At 58.7% G+C, this 14,741-nt stretch carries 15 protein-coding genes; 7 read left to right on the top strand and 8 right to left on the bottom strand.

All coding sequences use genetic code 11. The annotated features are described in order from the left end of the window. Positions 1-34 precede the first annotated feature (34 nt). Positions 35-904 carry a ferritin family protein gene (locus tag AC1DZE_RS19995; protein WP_477670609.1) on the bottom strand — a complete coding sequence of 290 codons (870 nt, stop codon included), beginning with the start codon at positions 902-904 and terminating at the stop codon, positions 35-37. 416 nt (positions 905-1,320) lie between these two features. Between AC1DZE_RS19995 and AC1DZE_RS19990 the strand changes: the two genes are divergently transcribed. Beyond that, a complete protein-coding gene (locus tag AC1DZE_RS19990; protein ID WP_477700501.1) occupies positions 1,321-1,905 on the top strand; it encodes a glutathione peroxidase in 585 nt (194 codons plus the stop codon). A 651-nt stretch (positions 1,906-2,556) separates the two neighbouring features. Here AC1DZE_RS19990 and AC1DZE_RS19985 read toward each other — a convergent pair. Then, on the bottom strand, positions 2,557-3,174 hold the full coding sequence (locus AC1DZE_RS19985; protein WP_457282438.1) for a glutathione S-transferase family protein: 618 nt from the start codon (positions 3,172-3,174) through the stop codon (positions 2,557-2,559). 176 nt (positions 3,175-3,350) lie between these two features. On the opposite strand from AC1DZE_RS19985, the gene purB reads away from it, so the two are divergent. After that, a complete protein-coding gene (gene purB, locus AC1DZE_RS19980; protein WP_477674221.1) occupies positions 3,351-4,742 on the top strand; it encodes an adenylosuccinate lyase in 1,392 nt (463 codons plus the stop codon). 207 nt (positions 4,743-4,949) lie between these two features. Here purB and AC1DZE_RS19975 read toward each other — a convergent pair whose 3' ends face one another. Together AC1DZE_RS19975 and AC1DZE_RS19970 are read right to left on the bottom strand one after the other, a co-directional pair. Beyond that, positions 4,950-5,255 (bottom strand): DUF2007 domain-containing protein, encoded by a 306-nt coding sequence (locus AC1DZE_RS19975; RefSeq protein ID WP_477700469.1) that lies wholly within the window; start codon positions 5,253-5,255, stop codon positions 4,950-4,952. Positions 5,256-5,332: 77 nt separating this feature from the next. Beyond that, on the bottom strand, positions 5,333-5,797 hold the full coding sequence (locus tag AC1DZE_RS19970; protein WP_477700468.1) for a DUF3717 domain-containing protein: 465 nt from the start codon (positions 5,795-5,797) through the stop codon (positions 5,333-5,335). 512 nt (positions 5,798-6,309) lie between these two features. Between AC1DZE_RS19970 and AC1DZE_RS19965 the strand changes: the two genes are divergently transcribed. From AC1DZE_RS19965 to AC1DZE_RS19955, 3 genes are all read left to right on the top strand, one after another. Further along, a complete protein-coding gene (locus AC1DZE_RS19965; protein ID WP_477674390.1) occupies positions 6,310-7,038 on the top strand; it encodes a TerC family protein in 729 nt (242 codons plus the stop codon). A gap of 79 nt (positions 7,039-7,117) precedes the next feature. After that, on the top strand, positions 7,118-7,567 hold the full coding sequence (locus AC1DZE_RS19960; protein WP_477700467.1) for a hypothetical protein: 450 nt from the start codon (positions 7,118-7,120) through the stop codon (positions 7,565-7,567). 166 nt (positions 7,568-7,733) lie between these two features. After that, positions 7,734-8,087, top strand: coding sequence for a phage holin family protein (locus tag AC1DZE_RS19955; protein ID WP_457282444.1), 354 nt, complete (start codon positions 7,734-7,736; stop codon positions 8,085-8,087). Here AC1DZE_RS19955 and AC1DZE_RS19950 read toward each other — a convergent pair. Both AC1DZE_RS19950 and tfpZ read right to left on the bottom strand, forming a co-directional pair. Further along, positions 8,043-9,647: a M48 family metalloprotease gene (locus AC1DZE_RS19950; RefSeq protein WP_477700466.1), complete on the bottom strand. Its 1,605-nt coding sequence runs from the start codon at positions 9,645-9,647 to the stop codon at positions 8,043-8,045. The two genes, AC1DZE_RS19955 and AC1DZE_RS19950, sit on opposite strands and share 45 nt — an antisense overlap. 13 nt (positions 9,648-9,660) lie before the next feature. Beyond that, on the bottom strand, positions 9,661-10,440 hold the full coding sequence (gene tfpZ / locus AC1DZE_RS19945; protein WP_477673768.1) for a TfpX/TfpZ family type IV pilin accessory protein: 780 nt from the start codon (positions 10,438-10,440) through the stop codon (positions 9,661-9,663). A 39-nt stretch (positions 10,441-10,479) separates the two neighbouring features. On the opposite strand from tfpZ, the gene moaC reads away from it, so the two are divergent. After that, positions 10,480-10,971 carry a cyclic pyranopterin monophosphate synthase MoaC gene (moaC, locus tag AC1DZE_RS19940; protein WP_477673767.1) on the top strand — a complete coding sequence of 164 codons (492 nt, stop codon included), beginning with the start codon at positions 10,480-10,482 and terminating at the stop codon, positions 10,969-10,971. 8 nt (positions 10,972-10,979) lie between these two features. On the opposite strand, the gene AC1DZE_RS19935 is transcribed toward moaC, so the two are convergent. Together AC1DZE_RS19935 and AC1DZE_RS19930 are read right to left on the bottom strand one after the other, a co-directional pair. Further along, positions 10,980-12,572 carry a PglL family O-oligosaccharyltransferase gene (locus AC1DZE_RS19935; RefSeq protein ID WP_477700465.1) on the bottom strand — a complete coding sequence of 531 codons (1,593 nt, stop codon included), beginning with the start codon at positions 12,570-12,572 and terminating at the stop codon, positions 10,980-10,982. A 126-nt stretch (positions 12,573-12,698) separates the two neighbouring features. Continuing rightward, positions 12,699-14,456, bottom strand: a complete 1,758-nt coding sequence (locus AC1DZE_RS19930; RefSeq protein ID WP_477700464.1) for a PglL family O-oligosaccharyltransferase — start codon at positions 14,454-14,456, stop codon at positions 12,699-12,701. Positions 14,457-14,459: 3 nt separating this feature from the next. Here AC1DZE_RS19930 and AC1DZE_RS19925 point away from each other — a divergent pair, with 3 nt between their 5' ends. Continuing rightward, the gene (locus AC1DZE_RS19925) at positions 14,460-14,603 is read left to right on the top strand and encodes a hypothetical protein (RefSeq protein WP_477700463.1); all 144 of its coding nucleotides are present in this window, start codon (positions 14,460-14,462) and stop codon (positions 14,601-14,603) included. The last annotated feature ends 138 nt before the right edge of the window (positions 14,604-14,741 follow it).

The raw sequence follows: 14,741 nt of genomic DNA, 5'->3' as shown, positions 1-14,741 counted from the left end.
CCGCCCGAGGCACCCGGCCAGCGGACGTCGTGCATCAGGCGCCGGCAGGTGCCGGCTTGGCGGCGATGGACTCCGCCAGTTCCTTGGCAATTTCCTTGCGGTAGCGGTTCAGTTCCTGCACGGTCTTGAAGCTCTGGTTCAACAGCAGACTCAGGTTGTGCAGGATGCGTTCGACCACCTTGCCCTCCCACACCGCGTCAAACTTGATCTGCGTGTCGAGCCAGTGCTCCAGCCACTCGGGGTTGGGCAGGCGGCTCTGGATGGTGTCGCGCGGAAAAAGGCTTTTGTTCACATGCAGGTTGGTCGGGTGCAGCGCCTGGGCGGTACGGCGTGCGCTGGCCATCAGCACGCCCACCTTGGTGAAGGCGGACTTGGCTTCATTGCCGAAGTTGTTGATGGCGCGCTTCATGTAGCGCAGGTAAGCGCCACCATGGCGGGCTTCGTCCTGGCTCAGCTGGGTATAAATCTGCTTGATGACAGGTTCGGTATGCCATTCGCTGGCGCGGCGGTACCAGTGGTTCAGGCGGATCTCGCCGCAGAAATGCAGCATCAGCGTTTCCAGCGCGGGTGCGGGTTCGAACTCGAAACGCACTTCGTGCAATTCTTTTTCCGTGGGAGCGAGGTCCGGGCGGAAGCGCTTGAGGTATTCCATCAACACCAGCGAGTGTTTTTGCTCTTCAAAAAACCAGATGGACATGAAGGCCGAGAAATCGCTGTCGTCCTTGTTGTCGCGCAGGAACATTTCCGTGGCGGGCAGCGCAGACCATTCCGTGATGGCATTCATCTTGATGGTCTGGGCCTGCTCGTCGGTCAGCTTGGACGCGTCAAAACTTGCCCATGGAATGTCCTTGTCCATGTCCCAGCGGACGGATTCAAGTTGTTTGAACAGTTCGGGATAAAGCATGAGAACTCCTTCGCAAGGGATATGCAGATATATCTGCCTCGGATGTCCTGCGGGAGCATCCTGGGTACTTGTAACGATTTTAGGCGGCTAATGTGACAACGGGCGACTTATGCGCTATTTACCGGCAAATCAGGGTAATTCGGACCCCATTCCGGCGTGTTGGACCACACAAGTGCTCTTTTTCGGACTGCATTGTGCCAAATAAAGCCATGCAGACCCTGGATAGTCCGGGGCTGAATTCCCGCTGAATCCATTCACCGCGATACGGGCGTATCGTCAGGGCATGTTGTGAAACATGTATGACAGCGCCAGAATAAACCTGAATCAGCCCGATCACCAGCCCGCGAGTTTAGCCAATGACCGCCACTGCCATCTCTTGCGCCCCCCGCCGGGCGGCCCAGTTCCTTTTGCTGATCATGCTGGCTGCCCCTGCGCTGCTGGCCTCCGGCGGCGCGCTGGCAGCGCCACCGGCACCTGCCGTAGCGTCCGCCGGCCCCGCACCGGCAACCTGCCCCGCGCTGCTGCAGCAGACGTTTTTACGGTTGCAAGACGAAAGGCCGCAGACGCTCTGCCAATACAGCGGACAAGTGGTGGTCGTGGTCAACACTGCCAGCTTCTGCGGCTTTACCCCGCAGTACCAGGGGCTTGAAGCGCTCTACGCCAAATACAAAGACCGGGGCCTGGTGGTGCTGGGTTTTCCATCCAATGATTTTTCGCAGGAAACAGGCAGCAACAAGGAGATCGCGGACTTCTGCGAAAACACCTTCGGCGTGAAGTTCCCCATGTTCACCAAAACCAGCGTGACCGGAAAAGACGCCAATCCCCTGTTCCAGAAGCTGGCGGCCACAACAGGCACCACGCCGCGCTGGAATTTTTACAAATACGTCATTGCACGCGATGGTGTCGGCGTCACCAGCTTCAACTCCATGGCCGACCCGGCCGGCGGCGCGCTGGTCAAAGAAATCGAAAAACAGCTGGCCATCAAGCCCGCGACCCGTTAACAAAAATTTACCTGAGGGATCTTTTATTTGCGGGAACTACCCCGCACTTGTGCTCTCATACTTCTGCAAGCGCGATTTGCCTTCACCGGTAGCGCTGGCAAGAGAACAGTTTCATTGTTGCGAAGCCTTCTGAGCCGTCCAGGTTCAGCTGCAATCCCGGGGCGCTCCTCCTCCTCCCTCCCTCCCTCGTTCGCGCCGGGGCGCTTCGCAGCATTTTTATATTCCGGCCCTTTGCCGGGCCAGGGCCAGCAGATGCGTTGTGCCCGCCTGAAGTTCACCGCCGATGGCCTGGTGAACTTCCATCGTGATGACCGGGAAACCCGTAAAGCCCCGCAACCGCTATTATTTTGATAGCCGCTTGCGCTCGCTCTGATTAGGTCGGAGGCCATTTTGACGCCTGAAATCAGGCTGTCTCGACCTCAAAACACCTGAAAAGGGCTGCCCAAGAGGCGTTGAAAGAGGCCTTGAGCCTGTTTTTGAACCAATTTCAAACGCGAATAGTAGCCAGGGCCCAATAAAGACGGGCGCAAGCAGCTACCAAATGCATAGCAAATAGCCGGCGGCGTCTTGAGTTTGTATGCGATTTGGTGATTTGGCATCAGCGAGAACATCGGCGAGAAGAGCCGCCTCCTCCACCATTCAGTACCCGCATCAGCCCGGCGGAATGCTTTCCGCAAAGCTGGGCCGCTGCATCAGCTTGTCCTGCAGCTTGGTCAGGTTCGGATACATCTCACGCCAGTTGATTTGCGCAAAACGCAGGTCGAGGTAGCCGAGCGCGCAGCCGACCGCGACGTCGGACAGGCTGAAGTGGATGCCGCTGCAGAACGACTTGTCGCCCAGGCCGGTGCTCATGGCCTTGAGGGTGGCTTCGATCTTGCCCATCTGGCGGTCGATCCAGGCGTCGCTGCGCTGCTTGACGCTGCGGCCGGCCCAGGTGGCTTCGAGGCGCGCCAGGATGGCGGCGTCGATCAGGCCGTCGGCCAGGGCCTCCCAGGTTTTGACTTCAGCGCGCTCACGGCCCTGGCTGGGGATAAGCTTGCCGACAGGTGACAGGGTGTCGAGGTATTCGACGATGACACGGGAATCAAATACGGCTTCGCCGCCTTCCATGACCAGGCAGGGCACCTTGCCGAGCGGGTTGGAAGCCTGGATGGTGGTGTTGGCTGCCCAGACATCTTCCAGGACGAACTGGTAGTCGAGCTTTTTCTCGGCCATCACTATGCGCACTTTACGCACATAGGGGCTGGTAGCGGATCCGATGAGTTTCATGATGGTGTGAGATCGTGGTCCGGGGGAAGAGCATTCTATCGAGTAAGCCGGCAGCCAGGCTGACGGGGGTGTAACGTGCCGGGCAAGAAGATTCGCAAATATGCACATCTTTTCGGGCTTGCGGCAGCGGCTTCCGGCGCGGCGGGCGCGGCAGGCACCCGGCCTACAATTGGGCCATGAGCTCCTCTCCCCCTTTTTCCACGATCAACGCCCTGTCCCCACTGGACGGCCGCTACGCGAACAAACTGAACCAGTTACGTCCCCTGATGTCCGAGCAGGGCTATATGCACCGCCGCGTTCAGGTCGAAGTGGCGTGGTTCATCGCGCTGTCCGATGCCAAATTCGCCGAATTCAAGCCGCTGAGCCCGGGCGCCCGCACTTATTTGCTGGGTCTGGTCAAAAACTTCTCGGAGGCCGATGCGTCGGCCATCAAGGAAATCGAAAAGACCACCAACCACGACGTGAAAGCCGTCGAATACTGGATCAAGTCGAAATTCGAGGCCCGGCCGGAGCTGCAGGGCGCCAGCGAATTTGTGCACTTTGCCTGCACCAGCGAAGACATCAACAACACCAGCCACGCGCTGCAGCTTAAAAGCAGCCGCGACCTGGTGGTGCTGCCGGCGCTGGACAAGGTCATTGCGCAGCTGCGCGAAATGGCCCACATCTATGCCGAAGAACCCATGCTGAGCCGCACGCACGGCCAGACAGCCAGCCCGACCACGGTCGGCAAGGAAATCGCCAACGTGGTGGTGCGCCTGGCCAATGCGCGTGACAAGATCGCGGGCGTCAAGCTGATGGCCAAGATGAACGGCGCGGTGGGCAACTACAACGCGCATCTCTCGGCCTGGCCCGACTTCGACTGGGAGGCCTTCAGCCGCAACGTGATCGAAACGCCGGAACCGCTGGGCCTGGGCCTGACCTTCCAGCCCTACAGCATCCAGATCGAACCGCACGACTACATGGCCGAGCTGTTTGACGCGGTAGCCCGCACCAACACCATCCTGATCGACCTGGCGCGCGACATCTGGGGCTACGTGAGCGTGGGCTACTTCAAGCAGCGCCTGAAAGACGGCGAGATCGGTTCCTCGACCATGCCGCACAAAGTCAACCCGATTGACTTCGAAAACGCCGAAGGCAACCTGGGCCTGGCCAATGCGCTGCTGCGCCACCTGAGCGAAAAGCTGCCGATTTCCCGCTGGCAGCGCGACCTGACCGACTCGACCGTGCTGCGCAACATGGGCGTGGCGCTCGGCTACGCCGTGCTCGCCTATAACTCGATGGGCGTGGGTCTGAACAAGCTCGAACTCAACCGCGAAGCGCTGGGCGACGACCTGAATGCCTCCTGGGAAGTGCTGGCCGAACCGATCCAGACGGTGATGCGCCGTTACGGTGTGCAGGGCGCTTACGAAAAGCTGAAGGAAGTCACGCGCGGCAAAACCGTGAAGGCCGAAGACCTGCACGCGCTGATCCGTTCGCTGGAAATTCCCGACACGGAAAAAGAGCGTCTGCTGAAGATGACGCCTGGCAGCTATGTCGGCATGGCGGCCGAACTGGCGAAGAGGGTCTAACCCCCGTCCAGGCTCACTGCGTGTAGCCTGTTCCCCCCTTGCAAGGGGGCGGCGCCTGCGGTCTGGCAAAGCCAGTCCCGCGGCACCCTTGGTTGTGCCCCACTGAACTCCTCAATCCAACATGAGCCCCCGAACCGGCTTTGCCGGGTCGGAGGGCGGACGGCCCCTCGGGCACGGGGAGCTTCAAGCAATGAGCGGCAGTGGGCTCTACCCCACTGCGGGGGCTAGTCCACAACTCCAACACTGCTCAAACCCGCCCTCGACGACTTCGCCGCAGACGCACAGCCATCGCCGCTGCGGCATGTTCTGCAGGTTGTCGAGCAACTCCCGTGCGCGGGGTTCTTCTTCATGGTGGGTGAGCCAGACTTCGGGCTGGCATTGGTCGGGCGGGAGTTCCCCGGCGACGCTGCCCAGAAAATAGCGTTGCACGCTGGCGGCAATGCCGGCTTGTTGCAGCACATCGACCCACAGCGCCGCGATGGCGATATTGGGGGCACGCGTCAGTCTGAGCATGCCGTCAGTGTAGCGGGATCACTATCAAATTCATAGCTGCCTGCGCTTTCCATATATGGGCCGCAAGCCCAAAAGGCCTAGATTTTTGGCGTGGCAACAGGGGCGGGCGCCGCGTCATTCTGCACATCCTTGTCCCGGTTCTCAAGGGCGCGGTCAGCGTAGCGGCCAAACCGCCATGCAGTTGCTTCCTGCGTAATGCGCCGCCAGGTACCACGCTTCTCGGCGGGCGTCATCTCGGGCCAGTGCTGCACTTCGTCAAACGTGCGGCCGCAGCCCTTGCACAAGGCGTCCCCCTGGCTGGTTGAGCAAATGGCAATGCAGGGCGTATCGGCGGTCGTGTCGTACCAGGTCCGCCACGCCGCCAGCGCCTTGGGCGGAAAGCTTTTTTCGTCGGCCTCGTCCTCGTGGTAGAAAACCAGGAGCGCGTAGACCTCGGCGAGCGCACGCAACTCGGGCGCCAGCGTCACGCCGTCAGGCGAAGGTTTTTTGTCGCGCCAGTAATTGATGGCGGCTTCAATATCGGTGATGTGGATGCCGGGCATGGAACGGTGGGTCTAAGGGCTGCCGCTGAGCGGATGAAGCGAGCGCAAGGAGGCGAAGAAAGGCGAGGAAGCGAAGTGGCAGCGCCGGGCCGTTCATTATCAGCCAGATGGGCGGGCCAGCCGTCTATGGGGGAAATGGGGCAATGTCCCCGCATCGCGCCGCTGCGCGGCAAGGCCGGGTTGCAAAAAATCTTTTTTTATTGTCAAATACCCAGACGAAGGGGAGTAACTCCCTCGTTTTGCTGCAATATACGAAAACAGACACCACAGCAAAATCGCTAACAACAAGTCGTCATTACGAAGTTGACACTTCCGGCTTGTTGGGCATGCAGCGACACTGCATGTCGAGCCAGACCTTCGATTGAAACCTGAACAGGTTTGATCGAGGTATCTGCGGCGTCCACGGCGCCGACTCCAGCCACCCATCACACCCGTTCCGGTTTCACGAAGCCGGAAATCCGTCGTGCGCCGTCACGCGGATTTCCAAGTCGAAACTTGACATGGAGTGTGACGTGGAACTATTTACTGCCCCCTGGTGGTCCGCCCTGCTGGCGATCATCCTCATCGACCTGGTGCTCGCCGGCGACAACGCCATCGTGATTGCACTGGCCGCGCGCAACCTGCCGTCCCACCTGCAGAAAAAAGCCATCGTCTGGGGTACGGTCGGCGCCATTGTGGTCCGCTCTGCCATGACGGTTGGCGTGGTGTGGCTGCTGAAAATTCCCGGCCTGATGCTGGTGGGCGGCCTGGGGCTGCTGTGGATTGCCTACAAGCTGCTGGCCGACCAGGGTGACAAGGAGCACGACGGCCCGGTTGCCCACACCTTTTGGGGCGCCATGAAAACCATCGTGGTGGCCGACGCCCTGATGGGCATCGACAACGTGCTGGGTGTGGCCGGCGCCGCGCACGGCTCGTTTGACCTCGTGGTCATCGGCCTGCTGGTCAGCATCCCGATCGTGGTGTTTGGCAGCACCATGGTGCTCAAGCTGGTGGAACGTTTCCCCATCATCATCAATGTCGGCGCTGCTGTTCTGGCCTTTACCGCCGCGAAGATGATTGTGAGCGAGCAGCTGCTCGACCCGATCTACGGCGGCCCGGGCACCATGCCTTCGGCTGAAACCCTGCACCTTGCCGCGCAGTGGGCAACCTACGCCCTTGCAGTGGCAGGCGTTCTGGGCGCTGGGTGGTGGACCACACGACGCTCACGCTCCGCGCAGGATGCCGACCTGATCCCACATTGAAACCAGCAACCCGTGGGGGGCGTATGCCCCTCTTTCAGCCAGCAAGCTTCTAAAACGACGACAACTCAAGGAGAACTTTATGGACAACATCATTGTGTACATTGACGATGCCGCATATGCCCTGCAGATGCTGCAACCCATGCTGCCTGCCGGCGAGGCCGACAGCCCTACTCGCTGGATCGTGGTCGGCTGCGCACCCCGCGTGACGCACCGCGTCAGCAAATGGGTGACACACAGTGCGCGCGAAAGCTGGCGCGGCAAATGGGCCGAGAAGGTATTCGCGCAGCTGACGCCCCTTCTTCAGAAAGAGGGCAACACCGTGTTGACCCAGCTGGCGCAGGCCACCTTGGTCACCCAGACCGAGGGCCTCATCAAGCAGTATGGCGTCGCACGCGTGCTGGATGCCCGGCGCCCGAAATTCGGCCAGGACATGCAACCGGTCACGGCAACGCAGGCCCAGGAAAGCCACGGCATCCTGGGTTATGCCACGGCACTGGCAGGTGCCGGGCTGCTGGTCGCAAGCGACTGACGGCTTTCACCTCGTGCTGGAATCCCGGGATGGTGCCTCCCCGGATCGGTTCGCTGAATTCGGGTTGCACACGGACTGAAAAGGCCGGTGCCACCTTGGGGTGCCGCCTCTACTCGCCTGAGGGATAAGGGGGCCGAATCGGGCAGGCCGGTGGTATTCTTTGCCCATGAAACTTATCCTCAAATGGCTTTTAAGCGCAGCGGCCTTGCTGGCCGTTGCCTATCTCTACCCCGGGGTCGTGGTGACCAGCTTCACCGGCGCGCTAATTGCCGCGGCGGTGCTCGGTGCGCTCAACATGGTGGTGCGCCCGATCCTGGTTCTGCTGACGCTGCCCGTCACGCTGGTGACGCTGGGCTTGTTCCTGTTTGTCATCAACGCGCTGATGTTCTGGGCCGCGGCCAGCCTGATCAGCAGTCTGAACGTCACGGGTTTTGCCGCAGCGCTGATAGGCTCACTGATTTATTCGGTGCTGCAGCTAGCGATCGACTTTGTCCTGGAGCGCCTGCTCTTTAACAAGTAGTTCCGTCTGGCGGGTTCGTGTGTCGATGATCGAACCCTCCACATAGTCTGCGCTGCCGGGGCTGCTGCGCATCAAGCCCTGCGCCGCCTTGAAGCGGTCCAGCGCTGCCGGGTAGTCCAGCTGGGCGGCACGGCTTTCCGCATCAGCGCGAATCGCCTGAACCTGCTTGTTTTGCTTGCCGTACGCGACCGCAAGCAGCTGCCAGGCCATCGCGTCCTTGGGATGCAGCGTCACCCAGCTTTGTAGCCGGCCCGAAACGTCCTGCGCACGGTTCGCGGCCATCAACGACTGGGACTGCAGCAGTACCTCAGCGCGAGATGTCGCCCTGGAAATGTCGGCAGATGCCGCTGTGGGGGGAACCAAGCCGGCCATCAGGTCGATTTCAACGGCCAGCAGATCCACCGCATTGGCGGCATGCGGCGCACCCGCAGAAAGCGGTTTCAACCGTTCCAGCAATCCCTTCGCCGTGGTGAAGTCGCGCAGCCGGGCCGCCGCAAAAGCGCCACCATACAAAACTCCAGCATCACGCACATTGTCGGCCGTGGGAAGCGGTTGCAGTGCGGCAACAGGGCCGGTCTGGCGCTGGGCCTCCGCCACCATGGAGCGCAGCGCATCAACCCCCGGGGCTGCCAGGATGCGTGCCCGCGATGCCATCATGGCGTGTAACACGCGGGCCCTGCCGGCCTCGGCTTCTTTTTCGCGCGAGGGTTTTGCCGCGTCCGCTGAAGACAGTTGCACGCGCGCCCGCGCTTCGGCAATTCGCTCGGTCGTCAGCGGATGGGATCTCAAATAGGGAAAGGAGCCGTTGTCGTTCAGGCGCGAGGCCTGCTGCAGCTTTTCGAACATGGCCGAAACACCCCGGCTTTCAAAACCCGCATCGGTCATGACCCCGAAACCCACGCGATCTGCCTCCCGCTCCATGTCCCTGGAAAAGTTGAGCTGGTTCTGCATCGCGACTGCCTGCCCGCCGACCACGGCGGCGCTGCCGGCATTGCTGCTCTTCCCGGCAGCCAGCACGCCAAGAATCATGGCGGCAATCATCCAGGGGGTCTGGCGCGACTGCTGCGTCAGCATGCGCGCAATGTGCCGCTGGGTCACATGGCTGAGTTCATGGCCCATCACTGCGGCCACCTCATCGGAACTGCTTACCGCGGCCAGCAGGCCCAAGTGCACGCCAAAGTAGCCCCCGGGCAATGCAAAGGCATTGATGCTGCGGTCCCGGATCAGGAAAACCTGCCAGGCAAAACGCTCCTCAAGTTCGGCATTGAGCTCACCCCGGGCCCTTGCGGCGGCAACCAGCGGCAACCAGATACTCTGGAGGTAATCGCCGAGCACCGGATCATCAATGTAGTCAGGGTCGCGGTAGATGCTGACGGCGATGCGGTCTCCGATACGGCGCTCTGCTGCCGCTGCGAGGTCGGAAGTTTCACCCAGCGATGGCAATGAACCCGTCGAGCCTCCTGTCGTACCGACGGGAGCCTGGGCCAGCGAGGAACCGCCCAAAGCCATGAACACAATGCAGGCTAGGGCAAGGCGGTTCAGGGCCGGACGCGGCTTCACGTACACAGTTCGCCTAGAAGGAGTCAATGGGTACAAATGCAATTACCTCTGCCGTTTTGGTGTCAATGAGAACAGTCCAGAAAGTCTTGCGCCCGATCATCGGGATATAGCCAATATCGCTGCTCTTGCGACCCGATGCCAACGCTGATGCCAATGCGTTATCGATATTAACAACGTCCGCCGGAAAACGGGTTTTGAGTTCAGCAAGAGGCTTGGCCTGTTTCAGGACCTGGGGCTTGGCTGCTTCATAGCTTTGCCATAAATCGGGACGGGCYCCAAGAGGGGCGCCGTCAAGTGCCGCCATGGTCGCGTCAAAACTTTCCTTGGCGTCCTTGAACTCCCGCACTGACAATAGCGTAGGCCCAGTCAGCGGCAGTTGCCGCAGCCCCACAGGCGCAAGCGAGAGACGCTCCGGCTCAATTTCAATGGCATGAACCACGCGGAAACGGTCAATTTCAAAAACCAGATGAACGGGCCGGGCCGCAGCCACCGTCCAAATGCCATAAGTAAGTGCTACAAGCTGCAACACTCCAATCACACACAAGTCGAGCCGTAACACCTTACGCGGCTTCGCGACGTCAAATACAGCAAAGGTCAGGAGCGGCCCCATGATCACATCTACCGCAATAATTAGTATGAATAGCTCGCGCCCCCCAGATATCTCGCGATAGGGATAGGGATACCAAATGATAAAAACCAGCAAAGCCGCGCACAAGGCTATTGCCAGGCTAATGCCTAAATGAATGCCGGAAGCCTTAAATCGGCTCCTCCAAAACTCTGGGTTTCTGAACATGGTCTTATGATGATGGATACATGTAAAGGTTCTTGCTGCATGATGTCCGACTCAACACTCACTCATTTTGACGCCCAAGGCCAAGCCCACATGGTGGATGTATCCGGCAAGACTGCCACACACCGTGTGGCCATCGCGCAGGGCCGTATAGTAATGAATTTCACGACCCTGTCCATCATCCTTGCCGGTAGTGCAAAAAAGGGGGATGTACTGGGCATTGCACGCGTTGCCGGGATCATGGCTGCAAAAAAAACCAGCGATTTGATCCCGCTGTGCCATCCTTTAGCTTTGACACGGGTAGCCATTGAGTTCACACCGGATGAGAAAAGCTCCTGCATCGCCTGTTCCGCAACAGTAGAAACCGTTGGCCCAACGGGCGTCGAAATGGAAGCATTGACTGCAGTGCAAATCTCGCTGTTGACCATCTATGACATGTGCAAGGCAGTAGATCGAAGCATGACCATCACCGATATACACGTGCTTGAAAAACACGGCGGCAAATCAGGCAGTTTCGTCCACGAAACCTTGTAGTACCGTCTTCATCTGGCTGCCGCTCCCGTCGAAGGAGCCTGTCCCGGTACAAATTTGCTGTTTTGCCGCGTCCATTGTGCATATTCCGTCGGGAAAGCGGCCCTGTAGCGCGCCAGATGCTCGACAGCCACATCATCAGAGCCGAGCATCACTGCACTTTCGATGAGCTTTTCGATGACTCGCGGTTCCGGCGAGTAGTGCAGCAATGCGCTCGCGGTATTAAATGTCCACCGGGCGTTTGCAGGGGTCAGCGGGGTAAGAGAGATTTCGGCAAATCGCACTTGATCGGTGAATAGCCACGAGCCTTCAATTTTGGCAAGCGTGTCGCTGCGATAGGTGGCAGCTCGCTCATCTACAGGAAGATAGATCTGGCTGACGCGGCGGTAGTCCCATGCAGCATAGATAACAGCTATTGCAAGGACGCCCCCGAGCAGGGTCATGCCTATGGCTGATATGCGGTCAATTAATAGTGATTTCGACGGGTTCGTCACAATCGGGACCGCATTCTCCCGCCTCCAGAGCATTGCGATGCAAAGGCAGAAGGCCATCTGAAATGGACCATACCAAAGCGGATATTCGAGCATGCTGTGGAGCAGAATCACAAGAAGGACTGTCCATGCGAGCTGACGCGTCGGTTGAGTCTCGCGCCATGGCGCACGCCGAAACACCCAGTATAGAAACGCGCCACAGGCAAACAGCGAAGCAGGTAACCCTAGCTCTACGGCAAGTTGCAAAGGCAAATTGTGGGCGTTGTCGAGTATTTGGCAGAACCGCGGACCCCTGTAGAGGGTAATGTAATGTGCGTAATCCAGCTCACCCCAGCCCCAGCCAAGCCAAGGCTTTTGGGCAATAAGGCTCAACACATTTGACCAGAGCGTCAAACGGCTAACGCAGAGTTCATCGCCAGCCAGAAACCGGGCTGCGGCACCATACAGCGACGGATCCAATCCAGCAAGCCATGGCAGGAGGAGTGTGCCGAGTGCATAGACAACGGCAGATACCCATAACAACCGGCGAGCAGAAGACAGACGTGATGCCCCCCAATACCACCACAATCCGGCGACAAAAATCAACTGCACCATACCCGTACGGGAGGAGGAAGCAGCATTACCCAGCGCGAGCACACAAGCACACGCCACGAATGCAAATGCCCGCCCACCGCCAGCCTTCACCGTCGAACGCTCAGAGTCCTTCACCGCACACCAGATCACCGCGGCCAAGGCAATGTTGATAAGGGTGGCAAATTGATTGCGCTGGCGCAGATTTGCGAAGGCCTCCCCCAAGCCCGCCTTGGCCACCCAGGGAGTGAGAGCATCCGCATGACCGGAATATTGCAACAACGCAAAAATACTGCTGATCGTTCCCGCCAAAATCCATGCCCAGGAAACCGGGGTGACCCAGTATCGGCCGAACGGGGCGCCGCTTGCCGCTTTGTCGATACTCGGCAAGATGGCTTGAAGAAGAATAAGGCCAACGACGGCGGCGAGACTTATCAATAACGGAACAACATTGGGCGATGGGCCGAAGGCGAATGGATTCAGCCAAGGCAACAGGACAAGCAAGGTGACCGGCACCGCCCAGGTATCAGCAGAAAATTTCATTCTTTGGATTGCATGTACACCGCACGGAGATATCAACAATAAACCGGTGCTTAGCGATGCAGCAAGTGTATGGGCTTACGGCTCGCGCAGCTCCGCCGACCGGCCAGCTGTAGAGAGGCGTCCACTCTATTTCCGGGTTAACGCTGTATTGTTACTGGCTGGCATACCGGGAAATGGGATTTTGGACAGTTCCGGCCATTTTTTTCTGGACAGTTCTGCCCACGCCTCCCTGGCCTCTACACACTTCCGCGGCTCATGCAAACTGCAGAGGAGACGCAGGGCTTGAACGGCATCGCTGTCTGCGCCATTCAGACCAGCCGCGGTGGCATAGCGAAAAAGAGCGGAAGAGTAAGGGTATCGCGTGGATACCAAACGCATCCAGTGAAGTTGCTCTGCCGTCATATTTGGGCTGGCCTCGGTACGGGTGAACAGAAGCAGCGCTTCGAGCTGGTCTAGCAAAAATGCACGCGGAGGTACGTGTTTTGTATCAATACCGATGCGCCGCTCTTCGAAGCGCATTGCCTGCCAATCTTCTTCAAATGCAGGATATTCCTTCGACACGAGAATAAAGAGCAGGACTGTGATGGCGGTGACAACGGGCACAACAGATCGGAGCAAAAAACCCTCTCGGGAAATTCGCCATAAACCCAAGAATGCCCCCGGTTTGGCGCTTAAAGCGCCCATCCAAAGCCCCACGGGCAGCAGGAAATAGGCGTAATGCAGAGGGAACTCAACCATGGCATGGCTGAACACGAAACCCGTGCCGAGCAGCAGACACCAGGATAAAGAATCGCGAACAATACGGTATTGCCACAAGAACCATGCGGAAACCAGTAAAGTGGCCGCAAGCCCGACTGGCAAACCGTTCCACAACATCAGGTCAAGAAAGAGATTGTGGGCACTTTCAAAGAATGTGTAGGTAGGGGGATAGGCAAGTGCAGTGGCTTGTTGTGCCGCTGCTATCTGCGTCCATCCGTAACCCTGCCACGGGGCCAGCGAAATCGCCTCCATCATTGATTGCCAATAAATGGTTCTAATTCCGGGAGTCATACGGCCAACAATGCTTCCCGCTTCGGCTCCAAGCAATAGCCATTGATTAATCAAAGGCCACGCGAGCGTGACGGCGAAGTAGAAGGCACCGATGGCGGCAATTGCGCTCCCACTCACACGCAGCTGGCACCGTTTGCGCAGCGGGACATATAAAACCAGGAGCCAACACCATGCCAACAGGACGGAGCGGGAGCCTGTCATGACAAGCCCGAATACCAACCAAAGAGCCGCGCTTAGCCCTACCCAAACATGTATTTTTCTTGTCTCAAATAGAAATAAAAGCCCGGTCAGGCCGAGTAGCAGTAGTGTGGCAAATTGATTCGGCTGAGCCAGATTGGCGAAGACTCGTCCACCCGGCTCAAGGTCAATCACAAAAATCGCCAGCTTCCCTAAATCCAGCCACTGATGGAACGCAACGCCCATGGAGACAATTGACGCCATCGAAATGGCGAGCCACAAACCAGTGATACGCGTCAGATCCGCCGGCAGATTGTCGTCGGGCTTCACATAGCGGGCCCCCAAGAAAACGGCGAGTCCAAAGCCCGCCGGGTACAAAAACGCCATCAAGGCATCACCCCTGAAAACGATCAACCCAAAGCCCAGCTGCAACATGGGCACTATCGCCAAAGCCCAAGCAGCCCACGCCAATAACGGCACACTTGGCACGCCATGAATAGCAGCCCACAAGCCCAAAGGCAGGAATGCCAAGGCCATCGCCCATTCCTGATGGGCGGTAACCCATGGGGAATAGTGGTTTGGCAATAGATACGCAAGAAACGCCAAAACTGACAACCAGGTAAATGCCCTCTGCCGCATCAAAGTTTCCGAAATCAAGTTATGGACTCCGACGATTTATTTATCTTCATACCCAAAAATAAAAGCGGCGCGTCGAATGACGCGCCGCTTTACATGCAATACCGAACTGCTGTTTCAGGCAGCAGCGCAGCAATTAACCCCTGCAAGAACCTGGCAGGTATTTAGTAGGTGTTGGAGTTGACGTGGTAGGACCACAAATCCATTTGAAGATGGTTGAACCGACATCGGTGTTGACAAGTGCCGTGGTTGAATCCTTGAAAGGAACCAGCTGGATCGATGTGGCGGCTGCATCCTTCAAGTCAG

The organism is Polaromonas sp. P1_F1 (assembly GCF_056405795.1).
Note: the sequence above shows the minus strand (reverse complement) of the source record. Positions and strands in the feature narration are given on the sequence as shown.